General features: G+C 73.3%; 15 protein-coding genes. 3 read left to right on the top strand and 12 right to left on the bottom strand.

Annotated elements, in window-relative coordinates:
- Nucleotides 1-483: 483 nt before the first annotated feature.
- The 6 genes from ACZ5GP_RS20560 to ACZ5GP_RS20535 form a co-directional block, all read right to left on the bottom strand.
- Nucleotides 484-1,386 (bottom strand): S1 family peptidase, encoded by a 903-nt coding sequence (locus ACZ5GP_RS20560; protein WP_468752217.1) that lies wholly within the window; start codon nucleotides 1,384-1,386, stop codon nucleotides 484-486.
- A 290-nt stretch (nucleotides 1,387-1,676) separates the two neighbouring features.
- Nucleotides 1,677-2,498: a DUF1684 domain-containing protein gene (locus ACZ5GP_RS20555; protein ID WP_468752216.1), complete on the bottom strand. Its 822-nt coding sequence runs from the start codon at nucleotides 2,496-2,498 to the stop codon at nucleotides 1,677-1,679.
- Between the two features lie 5 nt (nucleotides 2,499-2,503).
- Nucleotides 2,504-3,796 carry an NtaA/DmoA family FMN-dependent monooxygenase gene (locus tag ACZ5GP_RS20550; RefSeq protein ID WP_468752215.1) on the bottom strand — a complete coding sequence of 431 codons (1,293 nt, stop codon included), beginning with the start codon at nucleotides 3,794-3,796 and terminating at the stop codon, nucleotides 2,504-2,506.
- The gene (locus ACZ5GP_RS20545; protein WP_468752214.1) at nucleotides 3,793-4,881 is read right to left on the bottom strand and encodes an LLM class flavin-dependent oxidoreductase; all 1,089 of its coding nucleotides are present in this window, start codon (nucleotides 4,879-4,881) and stop codon (nucleotides 3,793-3,795) included. Before ACZ5GP_RS20545 ends, ACZ5GP_RS20550 begins: the two co-directional genes overlap by 4 nt.
- Before the next feature lie 79 nt (nucleotides 4,882-4,960).
- Nucleotides 4,961-6,796 carry an FAD/NAD(P)-binding protein gene (locus tag ACZ5GP_RS20540; RefSeq protein ID WP_468752213.1) on the bottom strand — a complete coding sequence of 612 codons (1,836 nt, stop codon included), beginning with the start codon at nucleotides 6,794-6,796 and terminating at the stop codon, nucleotides 4,961-4,963.
- A gap of 430 nt (nucleotides 6,797-7,226) precedes the next feature.
- Nucleotides 7,227-8,546 (bottom strand): DUF5685 family protein, encoded by a 1,320-nt coding sequence (locus ACZ5GP_RS20535; protein WP_468752212.1) that lies wholly within the window; start codon nucleotides 8,544-8,546, stop codon nucleotides 7,227-7,229.
- Between the two features lie 288 nt (nucleotides 8,547-8,834).
- On the opposite strand from ACZ5GP_RS20535, the gene ACZ5GP_RS20530 reads away from it, so the two are divergent.
- Complete coding sequence (locus tag ACZ5GP_RS20530) at nucleotides 8,835-9,284, top strand: cell division protein SepF (RefSeq protein ID WP_468752211.1); 450 nt, start codon at nucleotides 8,835-8,837, stop codon at nucleotides 9,282-9,284.
- A 30-nt stretch (nucleotides 9,285-9,314) separates the two neighbouring features.
- Here the strand turns inward: ACZ5GP_RS20530 and ACZ5GP_RS20525 are convergent, their stop codons facing one another.
- The gene (locus ACZ5GP_RS20525; RefSeq protein WP_468752210.1) at nucleotides 9,315-10,511 is read right to left on the bottom strand and encodes an acyl-CoA dehydrogenase family protein; all 1,197 of its coding nucleotides are present in this window, start codon (nucleotides 10,509-10,511) and stop codon (nucleotides 9,315-9,317) included.
- A 144-nt stretch (nucleotides 10,512-10,655) separates the two neighbouring features.
- Nucleotides 10,656-12,281 (bottom strand): MFS transporter, encoded by a 1,626-nt coding sequence (locus ACZ5GP_RS20520; RefSeq protein ID WP_468752209.1) that lies wholly within the window; start codon nucleotides 12,279-12,281, stop codon nucleotides 10,656-10,658.
- A gap of 229 nt (nucleotides 12,282-12,510) precedes the next feature.
- On the opposite strand from ACZ5GP_RS20520, the gene ACZ5GP_RS20515 reads away from it, so the two are divergent.
- Nucleotides 12,511-13,659, top strand: coding sequence for a hypothetical protein (locus ACZ5GP_RS20515; protein ID WP_468752208.1), 1,149 nt, complete (start codon nucleotides 12,511-12,513; stop codon nucleotides 13,657-13,659).
- 248 nt (nucleotides 13,660-13,907) lie between these two features.
- Nucleotides 13,908-14,936: a phosphatase PAP2 family protein gene (locus ACZ5GP_RS20510; protein WP_468752207.1), complete on the top strand. Its 1,029-nt coding sequence runs from the start codon at nucleotides 13,908-13,910 to the stop codon at nucleotides 14,934-14,936.
- A gap of 148 nt (nucleotides 14,937-15,084) precedes the next feature.
- Here the strand turns inward: ACZ5GP_RS20510 and ACZ5GP_RS20505 are convergent, their stop codons facing one another.
- The 4 genes from ACZ5GP_RS20505 to ACZ5GP_RS20490 form a co-directional block, all read right to left on the bottom strand.
- Entirely contained in the window at nucleotides 15,085-15,300 is a 216-nt protein-coding gene (locus ACZ5GP_RS20505) for an I78 family peptidase inhibitor (protein WP_468752206.1), read from the bottom strand.
- Between the two features lie 306 nt (nucleotides 15,301-15,606).
- Nucleotides 15,607-16,665: a helix-turn-helix transcriptional regulator gene (locus ACZ5GP_RS20500; RefSeq protein WP_468752205.1), complete on the bottom strand. Its 1,059-nt coding sequence runs from the start codon at nucleotides 16,663-16,665 to the stop codon at nucleotides 15,607-15,609.
- Between the two features lie 45 nt (nucleotides 16,666-16,710).
- A complete protein-coding gene (locus ACZ5GP_RS20495; RefSeq protein ID WP_468752204.1) occupies nucleotides 16,711-17,592 on the bottom strand; it encodes a hypothetical protein in 882 nt (293 codons plus the stop codon).
- A complete protein-coding gene (locus ACZ5GP_RS20490; protein WP_468752203.1) occupies nucleotides 17,589-18,851 on the bottom strand; it encodes a glycosyltransferase family 4 protein in 1,263 nt (420 codons plus the stop codon). Before ACZ5GP_RS20490 ends, ACZ5GP_RS20495 begins: the two co-directional genes overlap by 4 nt.
- Between the last annotated feature and the right edge of the window lie 32 nt (nucleotides 18,852-18,883).

Raw genomic sequence — 18,883 nt, 5'->3', positions numbered from 1 at the left:
CACGGCGTCGGGCGGACTCAGCCGATCTCCGCGCCGGAGGCCCTCAGCGCCGTTGAAGCCGAGCGAGCAGCGCGAGCCGCCACCCCAGATCGCGTCGCCGCCGGCGATGAACACGTGTCGGTGCTTCACCACTCACGACCTCCTGTGGGAGGAACGACCCGGTCGGCGTGGCGGCCTGACGGATCGTGAGGCGTACGCGGCACAGATGGGGGCACGCCCGGACAGCGGCGTTGTCACGCGATGACAGCCGCGTCCATGCCCATTGCCTCGTCCACTGTCCCGACGCCGCGCGGTCGCACACAAGGTCCGCTTCGGGACGCGCACGCGAAAACAGCAGTGCGCCCTTCCGCTCTCATACGACCCCATCGCGCACGCCGCCCGTGTTTGCAAACACCATGTGCGCGACGGGGACGAGCCCCCACCCGGTGGCCGGGTGGGGGCTCGTCGTACTGCCGGTGCGACCGGTGCCGCAGCCGGTGGTGCTCAGTACACGCTCACGTTGTACGCGCGCAGCGCCTCGGTGACCGGCTGGAAGAAGGTCGTGCCGCCGGACGAGCAGTTGCCGCTGCCGCCGGAGGTCAGACCGAGCGCCGTGGAGCCGGCGTACAGCGGGCCGCCGCTGTCGCCGGGCTCGGCGCAGACCGTGGTCTTGATCATGCCGTAGACGATGTCGCCGCCGCCGTAGTTCACGGACTGGTTCAGCGCGGTGACCCGGCCGCTGTGCGTACCGGTGGTGGAACCGCGGCGGGTGACGGTCTGGCCGACCGTGGGATCGGCGGCGGTCGTGATGTCCTGACTGCCCACGGTGCCGGACTTGGTGATCGAGGTGTTGGTGTAGCGCACGATCCCGTAGTCGTTCGTCGGGAAGCTGGAGCCGTACGTGGTGCCGAGCACGGTGGTCTTCGCCGAGTTGGCCCACCACGTGCCCGCGCCGTCGGTGCAGTGCCCCGCGGTCAGGAAGTAGTAGGTGGTGCCGTTGCGGACGTTGAAGCCGAGCGAACAGCGCCAGCTGTCGGCGTAGATGGCGTCGCCGCCGGAGATGTACTTCTGGAACTTGCCCGGGGTGCGCTCGATCTTCAAGGCGCCAGCGTTGGACCCGGCGGCCGCCTTGAGCTTGGCGATCTCCGCCTTGGACACCGTGCTGTCGGCGGTGACGACGACCTGCTTGGTCTTCGGGTCGATGCCCCAGGCGGTGCCCGCGACATCGGCGCCGAGCACCGCGTCGCTGGCCTGTTCGAGCTGCGAGGCGCTGAAGGTGGCCATGCCGTCCTGCGCGCTCGCCGCGGGCACGGAGAGCGCGCCGGCGGCGAGCAGAGCGGTGGCTGTCGCGAGCAGGCGGGTACGTCTCACCAGGCCGGTGTGGGGGATGGTGCGCTTGATCCTCACGTTGTTCCCTCCCGAGGGAAGTCAGTGGGTCCTTGTGGGTTGAGGACCCGTGAGGCGCAGCCATGGAGCAGGCCCGGGTTCCGCATACGCCGTGCTCCTGACAAGCGCTGCTCGGGAGTATTGAGGGGCGAGGACCAGCCGCACAAGGGCGCCTTTCAGCCGTCCGACCGGCCACCGGGCCCCCGCCCCCCAAGGGCCGGTCCAGGCTGATCCCCGAAGTCGGTCCGGGCTTTCCCGGAGACGGTCCGGGGTTTCCCGGAGCGGCCCGGCGCTCTCCCCGGAGCCGGGGTTCAGCGCTCCAGGACGTTCCGCTCCCCCGCCGCGATCTCCGTCGCCAGGGTGTTGCCCGGCGGCGGGAAGGGGCAGACGAAGTGGTCGGCGAAGGCGCACGGCGGCAGCAGCGCCCGGTTGAAGTCGACCGTGGTGCGCCCCTTCGCGTCGGGCGCGGCGGGCCGCAGGAAGCGGAAGCGGTAGCTGGACGTGCCGCTGGTGGCGTCCGCGAAGACGGCCCAGAGGGAGCCGTCCGCCTCGACACTCACCTGGAGCGTGTGCTCGGCTTCCCCGAGCCGGAAGGCCAGCTCTCCGTCGAGGCCGAGGCCCCGCTCCTTGCCGTCCGCGTTGCCGACCTTGACGGTGCGGTTCTCCCCGTACGGCGTGAAGCGCCCCGGCACGGCCCAGCGCGCGTCGTGGGCGGTGGCGTCGATGCCCTGGAAGGCGCGGCGCGTGGCGGCGTGCGGGTCGAAGACGCGCACCGCCCACAGGCCCTCGCGCCGGATGACGACGAGCCGGCGTTCGCCGTGGGCGACGCGGGCGGTGGCCGGGCCGCTGTCCGCGCCCAGCCGGACCTCGCCGGTCAGGGGGCGGCCGTCGACGCTCAGGCCGTCCCCGGCCCCGGCGCTCAGGACGACCGCGTCGGCTGTCCCGGTCCACCGCCCGGGGATGTCCAGAATTGAACCGTCCGGATGGTCCGCGAGCCAGTGCGTGCCGGTGAGCGAGAGCGGCCCGTAGGGGGCCGCGACCGTCTCGGTGCGCTGTTCGTGCCAGCGCCGCCAGTCCTCCGCGGCGTCGGGGTCCGGGGCGCTCGGGGCGTGCTCGGGGTGTTCGGTGGTCATGGTGGTCACTCCTTCCCTAGGGGCTCACGCAGCCCGAGGTGGGAGCGCAGGGTAGCGCCCCGGTATTCCGTGCGGTGCGCGCCGCGTTCCTGGAGCAGGGGCACCACCTGATCGACGAAGTCGTCGAGGCCGCCGGGCGTGAGGTGCGGGACGAGGATGAAGCCGTCGGCGGCGCCGACGCGCACGAACTCCTCCATCTCCCGCGCGACCGAGCGGGCGGTGCCGATGAACGACTGGCGGGCGGTCGTCTCGATGACGGTCTGCCGGATGGACAGCCCCTTGGCCTCGGACAGGGCCCGCCACTCACGGGCCACGGCGAGCGGGTCGGCGATCCGCACCCGGCCCTGGGCCAGCTCGGACGCAGGGGCCGGGTCGAAGGCCGGCAGCGGCCCGTCCGGGTCGTACGAGGAGAGGTCCACGCCCCAGACCTGTTCGAGGGCGAGGATCGCGTTCTGCGGGGAGACCTGCCGATGGCGGATCGCGGCGGCCTTCTCCTGGGCCTCGGCCGCGGTGTCCCCGAGGACGAAGGTCACGCCGGGCATGATCTTCAGGTCGTCGGGAGACCGTCCGTACGCCGCGAGGCGCCCCTTCACGTCGGCGTAGAAGGCGCGTCCGGCCTCCGGGGTGCCGTGCCGGGTGAAGACCACGTCGGCGGCCGAGGCGGCGAACTCCCTGCCTTCGGGCGAGTCCCCCGCCTGGATGACGACGGGGTGCCCCTGCGGGGAGCGCGGTGCGGTGAACTCGCCCTCGACGGTGAAGTGCTCCCCGTGGTGCGCGAAGGGCCGCGGCCGGCCCTCGGGCGTCCAGGAGTCCCACAGCTCCCTGGCCGTCGCGAGGAACTCCGCGGCCCGGGTGTAGCGGTCCGCCCGGTCCAGATAGCCGCCGCGCCGGAAGTTCGCGCCGGTGAAGGCGTCCGAGGTGGTGACGATGTTCCAGGCGGCGCGGCCCGCGCTGAGGTGGTCCAGGGCGGCGAACCGGCGGGCCAGCTCGAAGGGTTCGTTGAAGGTCGCGCTGACGGTGGCGGCGAGGCCGAGCCGCTCGGTGACGGCGGCGAGGGCGGCCAGGACGGTGAGCGACTCGGGTCTTCCGACGACGTCCAGGTCGTGGATGCGGCCCTTGTGCTCGCGCGGGCGCAGCCCTTCGGCGAGGAAGAAGAAGTCGAACAGGCCGCGCTCGGCGGTGCGGGCCAGCCGCTCGAAGGACGAGAAGTCGATGTGGGAGCCGGACGCCGGGTCGGACCAGACGGTGGTGTTGTTGACCCCGGGGAAGTGGGCGGCGAGATGGACCGGTCTGCTCATGACCGCTCCCCCGCGGTCACGGCGTGGCGGTTGGCGGGCCGGGCGAGCCCCAGGTGCTCCCGGAGGGTGCTGCCCGGGTAGAAGGTGCGGAACAGGCCGCGGTGCTGGAGCAGGGCGACGGTTCCGTTGACGAGCCGCTCCAGGTCGCGGCGCGGCTCCACCGGCGTCAGGTGGAAGCCGTCGACGGCGCCCGCGCGGTGCCAGTCGGAGATCAGCTCGGCCAGGTCGACGGGCCCGCCCCGGTACACCGGCCCCTCGGCGGTGGGCAGCGGCCCTCCCCCGTGGCCCGGCTCGGCGGCGCACTCGCCGCCGCCGAGGTCGACGACGAGGGCGGCGAGCACCCGCAGCGTGTCCGGATCGCGGCCGGACCGGGCGGCCAGCGCCCGCAGTTCGGCCCGCGCGACGTCGGCCCGGCGGGCGGAGGCGGCCCGCACCAGGGCGACGTCCGCGTGCCGGGCGGCGATCTCGCGGGCGGCGGGCACGGTGGCGTCGACGACCCGTACGGGGTGGCCCTGGGGCGGCCGCGGCACGATGGAGGGGCCCCGCACCGAGAAGGTGCTGCCCGTGAAGTCGACGTGGTGCAGTTTGTCCCGGTCGATGAAGCGGCCGCTCGCCGCGTCCCGTATCTCCGCGTCGTCCTCCCAGCTGTCCCAGAGCAGGGCGGCGGCCTCGGCGACCTCGCCGGCCTCGCGCCACAGCTCCTCGCGGGGCGCGGCGCGCCGCCGCCCGAAGAGCCGCGCCTCGGCCTCGGTCTCCGACACGCCGAGGAGCCAGCCGGCCCGCCCCCGGCTGACCCAGTCGAGGGTGGCCACGGCGGCCTGCACGTGGAACGGCTCGGTGTGCGTGGTCGTGACGGTCGGCACGAGTCCGACGCGGCCGGTGGCGGGCGCGATCCGGGCGGCCACGGCGAGCGCGTCCGGGCCGGGCCGCGCGAAGGAGTCGCCGAGCGTCACGAAGTCCAGGGCGCCGCGCTCGGCCAGCAGCGCCAACTCGGCGTAGGGGGCGGCCTCGTGGACGCCCGGCAGATCGATGGCGGCGGCGAGGTGGAGGGCGCCGCGGCAGGGCGCGCCGGGGGGTGGGGTCATCGGGTGAAGGGCCTTTCGCTGGGGCGGGTCAGAGGGGGAGCGCCGTAGGGGAAGTTCGGCGGGGGGGCAGGCCGCGTGGTCACCGCGCGGCTCCCAGGACGTCCAGGACGGCACGCGCGGTGGCGTCGTTCTGCCGGAAGGAGGGGCTGTTGGTGCGCGGCCGGGTGAAGGCGCCGGCGCCGCGCGCATCGGTGTGCGGGCCGAGTGCGAAGCGGCGGGGGTGTGCCGTGCCCGCGCGGTCCAGGACGCGTCCGTCGGCGGGGTCCACGGCGAGCAGCCCCGCCGCGGTCGAGGCGGCCCCTTCGGCGTGCAGGGCGCGCAGCAGCGGGTCCCGGGTGCGGGCGAGCGTGGGGCGGGGCAGGCGGGCCTCGACGAGGGCGCGGGCCTCGGTGACCTGGCCGGGCAGGGTGGGGCTGCGGGCGCGGAACACGCCGCTCTCGGCGCTCACTCGGACGTCGGCGCCGAGGAACCGTACGACCCCGGCGCGCGAGAGGGCGAGCAGGTGCCGCAGCCGCGGTCCGGGCGGCCCGGACGCGAGGAAGCTGAAGAAGCCGTGCCACCACGTCCCCACGTCACCGAGGCGCACCACCTGTCCGTAGGCGGACAGAAGTGCGAGGAAGACGGCGAGGTCGGGGCTGTGCCCCGGATCGTGCCGGCGCGCCAGGTCGGCGGCGATGTGAGCGCGCAGCCCCTCCTGGAGTTCCTCGTACGAGGTGTGGCGCACCCCGGCGAGCGGCCGGTCGAGGCCGGTGAGGTCGAGCCGGTCGGCGGGGTCGGGCACGGCGGAGGCGACGAGTGCGGCCAGCTCCGGGCTGCCGGGCGGGCAGGCCCCGTACTTCTCGTCGAAGTCCGGCCAGGCGACGGCGGTGCGCTCGGGGTGGGCGGTGAAGAGGCGGTGGTAGTGGGCGAAGCCGAGTTCTTTGCCGATGAGCGGCCACACGTCGCGGCGGAAGTCGGGTGGCCGCGGCCCGGCGAGGAGCGCGTCGATCTCGGTGGGGCCCAAGTAGCGGGGCAGCGGCGGGAGTTCCCCCGTCCAGTCGTAGCCGATCTTGGAGTGGTAGGGGACGCCGCGCCGGGAGCCGACGTACAGCACGGGCTCGCGTCCCGAGGGCAGGTACCGCTCCCCTTCGTGCCGGCCGCCCCGGCCCTCGGTGAGGAGCACCATCAGGTCCACGAAGGCGAGACCGAGGCCGCGCACGATGACGGGCTCGCCCGGGGCGAGCGGGGACAGATCGCTGTCGGCGGTGAACCGGGGCGGCAGGTACACGAGCCCGTTCCGCTTCGCGTACCGGACCAGCTCCCGCTGCTCGTCGTCCGGTTCGGCGTCGAGGTGGCCCTGGGCGAGGACGACCGCGTCGGCGGCGAGCGGCTCGGCGACGCCCTCCAGCCACACCTCCTGGCGCCCGTCGGGCGGCCCGGTGACCCGTAACGCTCTGCGCCGGTGGTGGTGGACGGCGGTGCCGGGCGGCAGGGCGGCGACGGCCTTCTCGTACACCCAGCGCAGATAGCCGCCCTGCTCGCGGCGGCCGACGAAGGTCCGCCCCTCGCGGCCGGTCCACTCGTCCAGCGCGGGTCCCGGCAGGACCGGTCCGGCGATCTCCACCGTGTCGTCGGTGAACATCGTGACGTCATCGGCCCGGGAGTTCATCCACAGGAGCGGCGACTGGTCCTGTCGCCAGACGCGGCCCCCGCCGGGCGGATGCGGGTCCACGAGGTGCAGGTCCAGGCCGGGACCGGCGTACAGCTCGGGCGCGTTGGCCGCGAGGCGCTCCAGGACGCCGGTGCCGCGCGGCCCGGCGCCGACGATCACCAGCGAGGCGCGGGCGGGGGCAGCCGAAGAGGTGACGGTGCCGCAGGACGGGAGGGCGCCGGAGGACGGCGGAGGGCCGGAAGGCGTGAGGGGGTCGCGAGGCATGCGGAAGGCTCCGTGGATGCGGAAGATCGAACACGGGTGGCGCCTTCACACGGACCGAGCCCCTCAGCACGGTCCGCCGTCGAGATTACGGGTCCTCTCGCGTGCGCTGTCAAGGCTGTCCAGGATGTGAGCGCCGCGTCTCACGGCAGTTGACGGGGAAACGGATGCCTGTTCCACTTGGCCCATGCATTCGCAGCAGTGGCTGGTCACGCGCTCCCACATCGACTTCGGTCGCGTGTGGTCCGCGTCTTGTTGATGCCCTCCTGAGCCGAGCCCTCGGCCCACTGCGCCCTCCCCCGACGCCGCGCCCCGCGCGCCGTCGGCCTTGCACCGCCGCCTTCACACGCGCGCCCCCGCACGTCCCGCCGCTCGCCCCGCCCGGCGCGAGCGGCGGTCCCCCTCCCCTCGTACGTCCGTTTCGGGCCGCTGCTCACAGGCCGCAGTCGCAGCACTGACAGCACTCGCAGCAGCCGCAGTCGCAGTCGCAGTTCTGGCAGCAGCCCTCCCGCTTCTTGCGGGACCAGGGGCCCTCGTACTTCTCGGCGCAGCACATCTTGCAGGTGCAGCACAGTCCGATGGCGACGGCGCACCCCGCCCAGAAGCCGCGCCTGCCCGGCTTCGGCGGCTGCGGCTCGAACGCGGGCCCGCCCCCGAAGCCGCCCGGCCCGCCCGGACCACCGCCCCCGTGCGGGCCGCCACCCCCATACGGACCGCTGCCACCACCCCCGTACGGATTGCCGCCGCCCCCCTGAGGGCCTCCATAGGGTCCGCCATACAGCCCCCCGTACGGGCCGCCCTGCTGCGGCGGAGGCTGGTGCGGGGACCCGCCGAACGCGCCGCCCGGCGCCCCGAACGCGCCACCCTGATGATTCGTCACGTGGGCGTGTCCGCAGGACGCACCGCCGAACGCACGGTCCACCGACCGGCGCAGCTCGTGCGCGAGCAGCACATGCGCGAGTCTGCCGTCGGTGAAGTCCACCTCCCGCAGCGCCAGGCGTATGCCGTGCAGCGCGTCGTCGGCGAGGCGGCGCGCCTCGGCGAGGGACGTGCCGGTCGCGGCGAGGGGGTTCCAGGCACCCGACGCGGCGTCAGTCTCCCTGTCCTCCACCGCGTCGAGCAGATGCGCGAGCCGGCCGAAGAGCCGGCCCGCCTCGGCGAGGGGCTCGACGTTGCCCGGCCGGCCCGCGAGCACCGCGGTGTGCGCGAAGGCCGCCGCGGTCGCGGTCTCGGTCGGTTCGGTGACCGCGAGCAGGGAGGTGCCGGGGCCCGCCAAGGCCTCGATGCCCGCCTGCCGTTCGACGGCGTCCACCAGGACGGCGGTGTCGAAGCCCACCGCGGAGCCGGTCCGCGCGCCCGCCTTGTCCCAGCTCCTGGCCACGCGTCGGGCGGCGAGCGCCACCGGCCGGCGCGCCAGCAGGCCGTCCCCGTCGACAACATGGTCGCGGACCTTGGCCGAGGCGAGCACCAGCGAGACGGCGGCCGCCAGCCGCGCGCCCTCGCCCCGCGCGACGGAGGCGGTCCGCATCCCGCGCAGTGGGCAGGGCCCCGCCGTGCGCCGGCCGGCCGCGGTGCGCTCGGCCTGAGCCTCCGTCAGCACCGAGATGATGAGCCCGTCGTAGTTGGTGACGACGCGGGCGAACTGTCCGTGGTCACCGCGCAGCGCGAGGCAGAGCCCGCACAGGTGCGCCGTCCACTGGGTGGCGAGCCCCTCGCCGAGACGATGACTGCAGGGCCTGACGATTCCGAACACGGCGACTCCCCCGAGCGGCCCGAAGCTGATGAACCCCGGCATCGTAGCGAGGACCGTTCACCCGTCCGTACCCGCCGTCACCCATACGCCGTGAATCATCACATTTCACTCTCCGTCAGCATCCGTACGCAAGGGGCCCCTTGAACTACCACGTGCGTCGGCGTGTTGACTCTGCACCAGTACCGTCACGAAAAGCCCGCGCGGCGACTATCCACTTGGCGCACTATCCGCATCATGGACGAGCATAGGGACGCGGATGCAGGGAAACCGCTGTGAGAGGAGGCGTCCATGGGATCGGTGCGCAAGGCGAGTGCTTGGCTTGGCCTCGTCGACGACAACAACGACGAGCGATACTACGACGACGGTTATGAGGACGACAGGGACGAGGGGCCGGCGCAGCCGGAGGCATGGATCACCGACCCGCGGGGGCGGGTGGCGCCCGAGACGGCCGAGGACGACGGGCGCCGGATCGGCACCGTGACCCCGGACAGCTTCCGGGACGCGCGCGCCATCGGCGAGCTCTTCCGGGACGGTGTCCCGGTCATCATGAACCTCACGTCCATGGAGCCCACCGACGCCAAGCGCGTGGTCGACTTCGCGGCCGGTCTCACCTTCGGCCTGCGCGGCTCGATCGAGCGCGTGGCGACGCGGGTCTTCCTGCTCACCCCCGCCGACACGCACATCGTCAGCGGCGAGGCCGCGGGTCGCCCTTCGGACGGTTTTTTCAATCAGAGCTAGGGCAAGGCCGCTCACCGGCCCCTGCCGGGGTCACCGGAAGGCGTCGAGACCGGTGAGCGCCTTGCCCAGCACCAGCTGATGCATCTCGACGGTGCCCTCGTAGGTGAGCACCGATTCGAGGTTCGTCGCGTGCCGCATGACCGGGTACTCCAGCGAGATCCCGTTGGCGCCCAGGATCGTCCTGGACGTGCGGCAGATCTCGATCGCCTCCCGTACGTTGTTGAGCTTTCCGAAACTGACCTGCTCGGGACGGAGCCTGCCCGCGTCCAGGCGCCGGCCGAGGTGGTGGGCGAGCAGGATGCCCTTGTGCAGTTCGACCGCCATGTCGGCGAGCTTGGCCTGGGTGAGCTGGAAGCCGCCGATGGGCCGGCCGAACTGCTCGCGGGTCCTCGCGTACTCCACCGCCGCCTCGAACGACGAGCGGGCGGCGCCCATCGCACCCCAGACGATGCCGTAGCGGGCGTGGGACAGACAGCTCAGCGGGCCCTTGAGGCCGACGACCTCCGGCAGGACCGCGTCGGCGGGCAGCCGCACCTCGTCCATCACCAGCTCACTGGTGACGCTCGCGCGCAGCGACCACTTGTGCTTGATCTCGGGTGCCGAGAAGCCGGCCGCGTCCGTCGGCACGACGAACCCCCTGATCCCCTCCTCGGTCTGCGCCCAGACGACGGCGACGCCCGCCACGGAACCGTTCGTGATCCACATCTTGCGCCCGCTGAGCAGCCAGTCGGTGCCGTCCCGCTTCGCGTACGTCCGCATGGAGGCCGGGTCGGAGCCGTGGTCGGGCTCGGTCAGGCCGAAGCAGCCGATGATCTCGCCCGCGGCCATGCCGGGCAGCCAGCGCTGCTTCTGCTCCTCGGAGCCGAAGCGGTGGACGGCGTACATGGCGAGGGAGCCCTGCACGGAGACCAGTGAGCGGATGCCGGAGTCCGCGGCCTCCAGCTCCAGGCAGGCGAGCCCGTACTGGACGGCGCTCGCGCCCGCGCAGCCGTAGCCCTCCAGCGACATGCCGAGCGCCCCGAGGGAGCCGAGTTCGCGCGCCAGCTCGCGGATGCCGGGCAGCTCGCCCTGCTCGTACCACTCGGCGATGTGCGGCAGGACCCGGTCGGCCGCCCAGGAGCGGACGGTGTCCCGGACCGCGAGGTCCTCCGGGTCGAGGAGGTCGTCGATGCCGAGGGGGTCGCTGGGGTCGAAGGGCGGCAGAGGGGTGCGGGCGCTTGCGGACATGCGGGCCTCCGGCGGCACAAAACTAGCAGTGGTAGTCAGCTACGGCTCGCGCCGACGTTACGACGCACTCTCCCGCACGTCCAGACCCGTCGGACCGCGGCCACCGGCCGAAGGCCGCACACCTCAGCCGAAGGGCCGCGTGTCTCAGCGCCGGGAGTCCGCCCCGACGCCCGCCGGATCCCGGGGCGCCGGAATTCCCCGCTCGGCCCGCGCCGCGGGCGCCCCGCACTCCATGTCCCGCGGCAGCCTCAGCGCCGCGAGCGCCCCGAGCAGCAGCAATCCCGCACTGACCAGCAGCGTCACATGCAGTCCGTGCACGAAGGAGGCGCGCGCCGCGGCCCGCAGGGCGTCCCCCGTGGGCCCGCCGAGCCGCGCGGCGACCTCGTACGCCTCGCCCAGCGAGTGGCTCGCCGCCGCGCTGTCCGCCGCCGGCACGCCCCGTACCGAGGACAGTCCCGGCGCGTACGCCGCGTTCATGACCGTGCCGAGCAGGGCGATCCCCATGCCCGCGCCCAGCTGGTAGGAGGTCTCGCCGATCGCCGCGGCCCCGCCGGCCTCGGACTGCGGGGCCTCGTTCAGCATCGATTCGTACGCGCCGAAGAGCGTGGTCTCCAGGCCGAAGCCGAGCAGGACGAAGCCGGAGAGCAACAGGCCGTCGTCGGCGTGACCGCCCATGCCGGTGAGCACCACCACGGCGGCCGCGGTCAGGCAGAAGCCGGCGCAGACCATGCGGCGCGGCCCGAAGCGGTGCAGCAGCTTCGATCCGCCGAGGCCGGCGGCCATCGCGGCGACGGTGAGCGGCAGCAGGCGCAGCCCGGTCTCCAGCGGGGACAGGCCGAGCACCAGTTGCAGATACTGCGCGGCGATCAGTTCGAGGCCCACGAGGGCGAGCATGGCGAGCACGATGCAGCCGACCGACGTGCTGAACGCGGGGCGCGCGAACATCGACAGATCGACCAGTGGCCGCGTACGCCGCCGCTGCCTGCGCACGAAGCCGACGAGCAGCGCGGCGCCCACGGCGAGGGCGATCAGGGTGGTGGCGCCGAGCGGCGACTGGCCGCCGCCGAGCCGCTTCACGCCGAGCACGAGCCCGAAGAGCCCGCCCGCGGCCATCAGCGCCCCGACCACGTCCCACGGTCCGTCGCGCTCGCCGGTCGACTCGGGCAGCAGCAGACGCCCGATCGGCAGGCTGACCAGCATCAGCGGGATGTTGATGAGGAAGACCGAACCCCACCAGAAGTGTTCCAGGAGAAACCCACCGAGCAGCGGCCCGACGGCCGCGCCGACGGCGGCCACCGCGCTCCAGACGCCGATGGCGAGCGCCCGCTCGCGCCGGTCGGGAAAGACCTGGCGCAGGATCGACAGCGTCGCCGGCATGATCATCGCGCCGCCGACGCCGAGCAGCGCCCGGGCGGCGATCAGGACCTGCGCACTGTCGGCGAGGGCCGCGATCGCGGAGGCGACGCCGAAGAGGGCGTACCCGAGCAGGAGGACGCGTCTGCGGCCGACGCGGTCCCCCAGTGTGCCGAAGAGGATGAGGAGCGAGGCGCAGACAAGTGGATAGATGTCGACGATCCACAGCAGTTCGATGGCGCCGGGTGTCAGGTCCTCGGTGACGGCGGGCACGGCGACGTGCAGGACGGTGGCGTCGACGGCGACCAGCAGCAGGCTGACGCAGAGGACGACGAGCACGAGCCAGCGATTGGCCCCGGCACCGGCCCCGGATCCCCGACGGCCCTGCGGTGCTGCGGCCGTGGTCGTCCCGGACATGTGCGTACCTCCCAGTGATCCCTCGCGTCGGCGGCCTGCGGGATGGGGACTGGCGGCTCCGGCGGCGCGGACAGGGCGAGTGAGCCGTCAGAGTACGCGAGTTCACGCCGGGGGCGCGTGGCGGACCTCTCATGGTTGTGCGGATGCCGTGTGGCGTGCGCCACCCTTGTCGTGCGGGACCACGCACCGGGTGGGCGCGCGGTTCCCGCGACGGCCGATAATCGAGCCCGTGACCGCTCTTGATCAACGTCTTCCGCCGTCTCCGGCGGGCCGCGCGCTGCGCCGCGCCGCGCCCGCGCTCCTGGTGTACGCGGGGGTGCGCGCGCTGGGTCTCGCGGTGCTCGCGGCGTGGGGGGCGGTCGCGGGCCGGAGCCCGCACACGCTGCTGTCGGCGCGCTGGGACTCGCTCTGGTACACCCGGGTCGCCGAGCACGGCTACGGCTGGGAGGTCACGCTCCCGGACGGCAGCGTCCACTCGAACCTGGCGTTCTTCCCGCTCCTGCCCTGGCTGGAGCGGCTCGTCTCGGCGGCCGGTCCCCTGTCGTACGCCGACGCCGGCCTGGCGGTGAGCTGGACCGCCTCGCTCTTCGCCGCGGCGGGGATCTTCGCGGTCGCCGACCACGTGTACGGGCGCCGGGCCGGGGTCTGCGCGGTCGCGCTGTGGGCGGTGCTCCCGGTCGGCGTCGTGCAGTCGATGGCGTACAGCGAGTCCCTGTTCACGGCGCTGGCCGCCTGGTCGCTGTACGCGGTGCTCACGGAGCGGTGGCTGTGGGCGGGCGTGCTCGCCTCCTTCGCCGGGCTGACCCGGCCGGTGGGCGCGGCCGTGGTCGCCGCGCTCTGGGTGGCGGCGGCCGTGCGCGTCCGCCGGGAGCGGCGCGTCGAGGCGCGCGTGATCCTCGGCATGCTCCTCGCCCCGCTGGGCGCCGCCGGCTATGTGCTGTGGGTGGGCCGGCGCACCGGCGGCGGCCTCTTCGGCTATCTCGACGTCCAGGCCGGCTGGGGCAACGGTTTCGACTTCGGTTATGCCTTCGCGCGTTTCATCGGGGAGAAGTTCACCTCCGTGCCCGGCGCCCTCGCGGGTGTCGGGCTCCTCGTCGGGGTGGCGCTGGTGGTTTGGCTGTTCGTCCTCGGCGTCCGCCGGGGGCAGCCGCTGCCGCTGCTCGTCTACTGCGGGATCGTCGTGGCGCTCGCGCTGTGCGCGGCGGGCTACTTCGGTTCGAAGCCGCGCCTTCTGCTGCCCGCCTTCCCGCTGCTGCTGCCGGTCGCGGTGGCGCTGGCCCGGCTGCGCACCTCCAGGTCGGCGCCGCTCCTCGCCGCGGTCGCGGTGCTGAGCGCGGTGTACGGGGCGTTCTGGCTGCACGGCTCGGGACCGCCGTGATCCCGTCATGATCGTTTTCGTGCCCCGTGGTGAGCGGACGGAAAATTCCGCACCAGCTCCCGGTGAACGAATTCATAAGCGCCATAAAACGCCATGGAAAACGATCAACGAATTACGCAAGACGGCGACAGCCGAATAGGGATTTCCCCGGAATAAACCTCGGCCTGAGATCAATCCCACATCACATCGTCATCACAAAGCCACTGAATCGGCCTAGTGCCAGACTCACTCGCTGTAACGTCGATTGGGTGCGTACCGAACGAAACCTCACCCGTCTTGACCGGGTCTTCGCCCGGCTGGACCGTGAGCCGGAACGACCGGCCCACCTCGATGTCCCGAGGATGAGCCGGCACCGGGTCGTGCTCTTCAGCGCGACCCTGGCGTTCTACCTGGCCATCGTCGTCGCCGTGCTGACCACCTCGTGGCTGGTGCGCTTCGACTGGCAGGTCATGTTCTTCCGGCCCTACCAGCAGTGGCCGGAGATCCACGCCTTCCTCGACTACTGGGTCGTCCTCGGCCAGCGCGGCCCGACCGCCGTCATGGTCGCGGCCTGGCTCGGCTGGCGCTCCTGGCGCCAGCACACGCTGCGGCCGCTGCTGATGTTCGGTGCCGCCCTGCTCCTGCTCAACGTGACCGTGGGCGCCGCCAAGCTGGGCATGGGCCGCCTCGGCCCGCACTACGCCACCGCGATCGGCTCCAACGAGATGTGGCTCGGCGGGGATATATTCCCCTCCGGTCACACCGCCAACGCCGTCGTGACCTGGGGAATCCTGGCCTATCTGGCCTCCACGCCCCGCACCCGGCGCTATCTGTCGGCCCTGTCGGCCGTGGTCTCCCTGAGCGTCGGACTCACCACCGTCTACCTCGGTACGCACTGGCTGAGCGATGTCTTCCTCGGCTGGGCGGCGGGCCTGCTCATCCTGCTCGCGCTGCCCTGGTTCGAGACGCTGATCGCCCGGGTGGAGGCCGTGATCTTCGGTGTCCGCGAGGCCTGGCGCACCCGCCGTGCCGGTGCCGCGGCCCTGCCGGAGCCCGCCGACGCCCCCGTCGGGGCCCCCGCGATGGTGCCGCAGCGCCTGGCCGCGGAGGACCCCGCGCCGGCGCGTGAGCCGGTCGGCGCCGCCCGCGCCGTGCGCCCGCCCGCCTACCTCGCGCCGGGCCCGCACACGGCCCGCTCCGAGCGCACGCCGGTCACCCCGGCCGGCAGCCGCCGCCCGCCGCACTCCGACCGGGTGCCGCGTGGCGCCACGTCCGCCCGGCCGGTGGCGGGCGGCTGACCTCCGAGGGCGGGGCCCGGTACGCACCGCCCGACCCCGCACCGCGAAGGCCCCGGTTCCGTCGAGGAACCGGGGCCTTCGTCGTCAGCGCCGCTGCGCCGCTGCCGTCGCCGGACGGTGACGGCATCTGTAGCGGCGGTGGCGGTGTTCAGCCCTTCCAGGACCGCTTGACGACGCCTTGCTCGACCTCGAAGTTGAGGCGCCCCGCGAGGTACTCCATGGTGATGAACGCCCCCGGCGGCAGCGTCCTGACGGTGGACCAGCCGCGCTCGCGCGCCTGCCGCTCGGCGGCCTCGGCCGCCAGGCCCAGGTAACTCTCCGGGCTGTCCTCGGGCTCTGCGGGTGGGGTGGGGATGGGTGCCATGGCCGCCACGTTAGGCGGCAGGGGGGCCGCCGGGGAAGGCCGGGGCCGCACACCATGCGTCACTGATCCCTCTCCGGTCACGCTTTTGTCACAGGATCACGACGCGCGTTTCAGCCGAACTCCGTCACACGTATGGGCGGTTCCGTCCCTCTGTCGGGTTAATTCGCGGACCTCTTCCCGACACCCTGAAGGACTCCGTGCCGCCGCCCTGAATAGCACATCCCGAATAGCGCCGGGCGCTCTTGACGAACTCTCCGCATTTCGGAGTACGGGCCCGCGCCAGGGTGGTGACGGCGCATGGGGAATTCATGATTCCGGCACAGTGCCCGATGTGCCGGCCCCAGTACACGGCGCTCCCGGCGTCGGACCCGGGCCGGCCTCCCGAGGGTCCGGGGACCGAGCGCCGCGGTCCAGGGCCCGGCTCAGGAGGCCCGTGAAGTTCCTGATCCGTTCGGTGAGTTCGACGGGTTCCACGACCTCGAACTCCAGCCCCATGAACATCACGTGGAAGACCATCACGTCCAGGCTCGCCGCCCCCGTGCGCAGCAGGCAGCTCCGCTCGGTCTCGACCTCCAGGGTGCCGTCGGCCGGTGAGATCCGCTGGGCGGCCTCCTCCAGCGGCACGAGGAGGCGGACCACGGCCCGCGCGGCGTACGCGCGCGTGGAGACGCCCTTGGCGACATACGCGGCCAGGTCGTCGGCCGGCGGGGTGCGCGGTGCGCAGCGCGGCCCGTGCGGCGGCCTCGGCGTGAGGCGGTCCACGCGGAACGTGCGCCAGTCCGCGCGCTCAAGGTCCCACGCCACGAGGTACCAGCGGCTCTCGGTGCACACCAGGCGGTGCGGTTCGACGGTGCGGCGGCTCGAGGCACCCGTGTGGTCGCGGTAGTCGAAGCGCAGCCGCTCCGCGTCCCGGCAGACCCCCGCCAGCTCGGTCAGGACGGCGGCGTCCACGCCCTGGGCCCGCGGGGTGCGCAGCAGCGGCACGGTGAAGGCGTTCAGGGCGCCCACCCGGCGGCGCAGCCTGCTCGGCAGCACCTGTTCCAGCTTGGTGAGCGCCCTTACCGAGGTCTCCCCGATGCCCTCGATGCCCTGCCCGGCGGCGGTGCGCAGGCCGACGGCGACCGCGACCGCCTCGTCGTCGTCCAGGAGCAGCGGCGGCAGTTCGGCGCCCGCGCCGAGCTGGTAGCCGCCCCCGGTGCCGGGGCTGGCGTGCACGGGGTAGCCCAGCTCGCGCAGCCGGTCGACGTCCCGGCGGACCGTGCGCGCGGTGACGCCGAGCCGGTCGGCGAGGTCGGCGCCGGACCATTCGCGGTGGGCCTGCAGCAGGGAGAGCAGGCGGAGCAGTCGTGCCGAGGTCTCCAACATGGACGCGATTGTGCCCCGGGTTCAGGACAGCCGCGGTCCGCGATGTCAGCTCTCCTCGGCGGGCCCCTCCCCGGACCGGACGGCGCGGACGCGGACGGCCAGGTCGTTGTCGTTGGTGTAGTACGGGCCCGTCTCGACCGGCCCGTGCGCGCTCTCGCGGCGCACCACGGGGTAGGTGAAGATCGTCTTCTTGTCGGCGACGTCGTCGAGGAGCCGGGCCAGGCGCACCCGCGGACCGCTCTCACCCGAGGGGTGAACCCACAGGTCCCAGGGCCCCGGCCCGCTGTCCGCGAACGGGTCGTGGCGCAGTGCGAAGGTGAACTCCGGGCCCGTCGCGGTCACTTCGACCCGCTGGACGAGGCCGGGGTCGTCGCGTTTGACGGCCTCGGCGTAGACGGCGTCGGTCGCCGGTGTGCCGTAGAGCCGTCCGCGCACGGTCAGGCCCGCGTCGTCGATCTCGATCTCGCCGGCCTCGGCGTGCGGGGCCCGGTGCCAGCTGCGCACGGAGAGGTTGCCCTGCTTCGTCGCGTACGGGATGCGCACCGCGACATGGCCGCGGCTGCCGCTGGGCGCGCGGTCCACGAGCGCGCGCAGGTCGTTCACGCCCGGCAGCAGGCGGCGCGGCTCGCCGCCCGCGATCTGCGCGTAGGCGTTCCAGCGCCCCTCGGCGAGGTCGACGGTGCTGGGCAGCGCGGCCCGCAGCCGGCCGTCGGCCGACGGGGAGAGCGGCAGCCGGACCTCGTCGTCGCGGTCGCGCAGACGCAGCAGCAGGTGGGCCGCGTCCGGGGTGCCGGTCCCCTCCGGTTCCGTCACGTCGAAGGTGAGGCCCCCGGCGGAGTCGGCGACGCAGTCGGCGCGCGGCGCGGTGGACGCCTCCTGCTCGTCCCCGGTGGGGGACGCGGGGCGCGAGGTGGCCAAGGACGTCATGCGGTCGATCCCTTCGTCTGTACGCGTTCGAGGTCCCGCAGCGCGTACGCGCCCCCGAGCAGCATGCCGCGCGTCCGGTGCATGGAGCCGCGTATCCGGCCCCCGAACGAGCTGCCCCGGGTGATCATCCCGGTGAACATCGCGTCGTAGCGCTCGGCGATGCGGACCGGGTCGAAGCGCTCGGAGTCCTGGAGCGCGGCGCCCGCCATGCGCTGCCGGAGCGCGTCGTCGTTGATCAGTTCGAGCAGGCCGCCCGCGATGGCGTCGGGGTTGCCGACCTCCACGAGGCGTCCGTCGACACCGTTGTCGATGATCTCGCCCGGGCCGTGCGGGCAGTCGGTGGCGACGACGGGCAGACCGCAGCGCATCGCCTCGACGATCGTCATGCCGAAGGACTCCAGGCTGGAGGTGACGGCGGCGATGGAGCCCTTGGCCCACTCGGGCTCGATGGGATGGGCGGGGCCCATGAGGAAGACGTGGTTGTAGAGGCCGAGTTCCTCGATCAGGGCGCGCAGCTTCTCCTTCTGCTTGCCGCCGCCGTAGATCCGCAGGCGCCAGTCGGGACGCTCGCGGCGCACCCGGTCGAAGGCCCTGATCAGCAGGTCGTACCGCTTGACGGGGGCGAGCCGGCCGGCGGCGACGACCCACTTGTGGGAGCCGTCGGCCGGCTCGATGCCGGGCGCGGGTACGGGGTTGGGCACGGCCTGCACATGGACGCCGGGCAGCCGCATCTTCTGGGTGTAGGCGCGGGCGTCGGCCTCGGTCGTCGTGGTCAGGACGTCGAGGCGGGGGTAGACGCTGCGCAGCTGCCGGCGCAGCTCCTTGGAGTGGCTGTCCAGCGTGAGGTGCTCCTGGCCGACGCGCAGGGGGCCGCGCGCGGTCTGCCGGGCGATGTGCACGTTCAGCCCGGGGCGGGTGCCGACGACGACGTCGGCGTCCAGCGCGGCGAGGTGCGCGGCGATGCGCCGGTCGGTGAGCGCGCTGTACTGGGCGTAGCGGCCCTCGGCGTCGGGGAACGTCCGGGCGGGGCGCAGATGGTCGGGGTCCTCGCCCGCATAGCCCGGACTGTCCTTGCGCATGTCCACGAGGTGGCTCAGGCGCACGCGCGGGTCAGGCGCGAAAACCGGCTCGTCGCGGTGGCGGAATACGGAGACGATCTCCACGTCGTGCTGCTGGGCCAGCGTGTTGGCCAGGTTGTACGTCGTCCGGATCGTCCCTCCTATCCCGTACGCGTTATGTATCAGGAAGGAAATATGCATGCGTCCCCGTATCCCGTGTTTCCGTGCGGACA

The organism is Streptomyces sp. NPDC031466, assembly GCF_055581265.1.
The sequence above is the reverse complement of the archived record's forward strand: the minus strand, read 5'-3'. Positions and strand labels throughout refer to the sequence as shown.

Excerpts from the sequence above, each read along its gene's own strand:
- ACZ5GP_RS20555 (WP_468752216.1), bottom strand. The coding sequence starts at position 2,498 with ATGACCACCGAACACCCCGAGCACGCCCCGAGCGCCCCGGACCCCGAC.
- ACZ5GP_RS20550 (WP_468752215.1), bottom strand. The coding sequence starts at position 3,796 with ATGAGCAGACCGGTCCATCTCGCCGCCCACTTCCCCGGGGTCAACAAC.
- ACZ5GP_RS20545 (WP_468752214.1), bottom strand. The coding sequence starts at position 4,881 with ATGACCCCACCCCCCGGCGCGCCCTGCCGCGGCGCCCTCCACCTCGCC.
- ACZ5GP_RS20540 (WP_468752213.1), bottom strand. The coding sequence starts at position 6,796 with ATGCCTCGCGACCCCCTCACGCCTTCCGGCCCTCCGCCGTCCTCCGGC.
- ACZ5GP_RS20530 (WP_468752211.1), top strand. The coding sequence starts at position 8,835 with ATGGGATCGGTGCGCAAGGCGAGTGCTTGGCTTGGCCTCGTCGACGAC.
- ACZ5GP_RS20525 (WP_468752210.1), bottom strand. The coding sequence starts at position 10,511 with ATGTCCGCAAGCGCCCGCACCCCTCTGCCGCCCTTCGACCCCAGCGAC.
- ACZ5GP_RS20520 (WP_468752209.1), bottom strand. The coding sequence starts at position 12,281 with ATGTCCGGGACGACCACGGCCGCAGCACCGCAGGGCCGTCGGGGATCC.
- ACZ5GP_RS20505 (WP_468752206.1), bottom strand. The coding sequence starts at position 15,300 with ATGGCACCCATCCCCACCCCACCCGCAGAGCCCGAGGACAGCCCGGAG.
- ACZ5GP_RS20500 (WP_468752205.1), bottom strand. The coding sequence starts at position 16,665 with ATGTTGGAGACCTCGGCACGACTGCTCCGCCTGCTCTCCCTGCTGCAG.
- ACZ5GP_RS20495 (WP_468752204.1), bottom strand. The coding sequence starts at position 17,592 with ATGACGTCCTTGGCCACCTCGCGCCCCGCGTCCCCCACCGGGGACGAG.
- ACZ5GP_RS20490 (WP_468752203.1), bottom strand. The coding sequence starts at position 18,851 with ATGCATATTTCCTTCCTGATACATAACGCGTACGGGATAGGAGGGACG.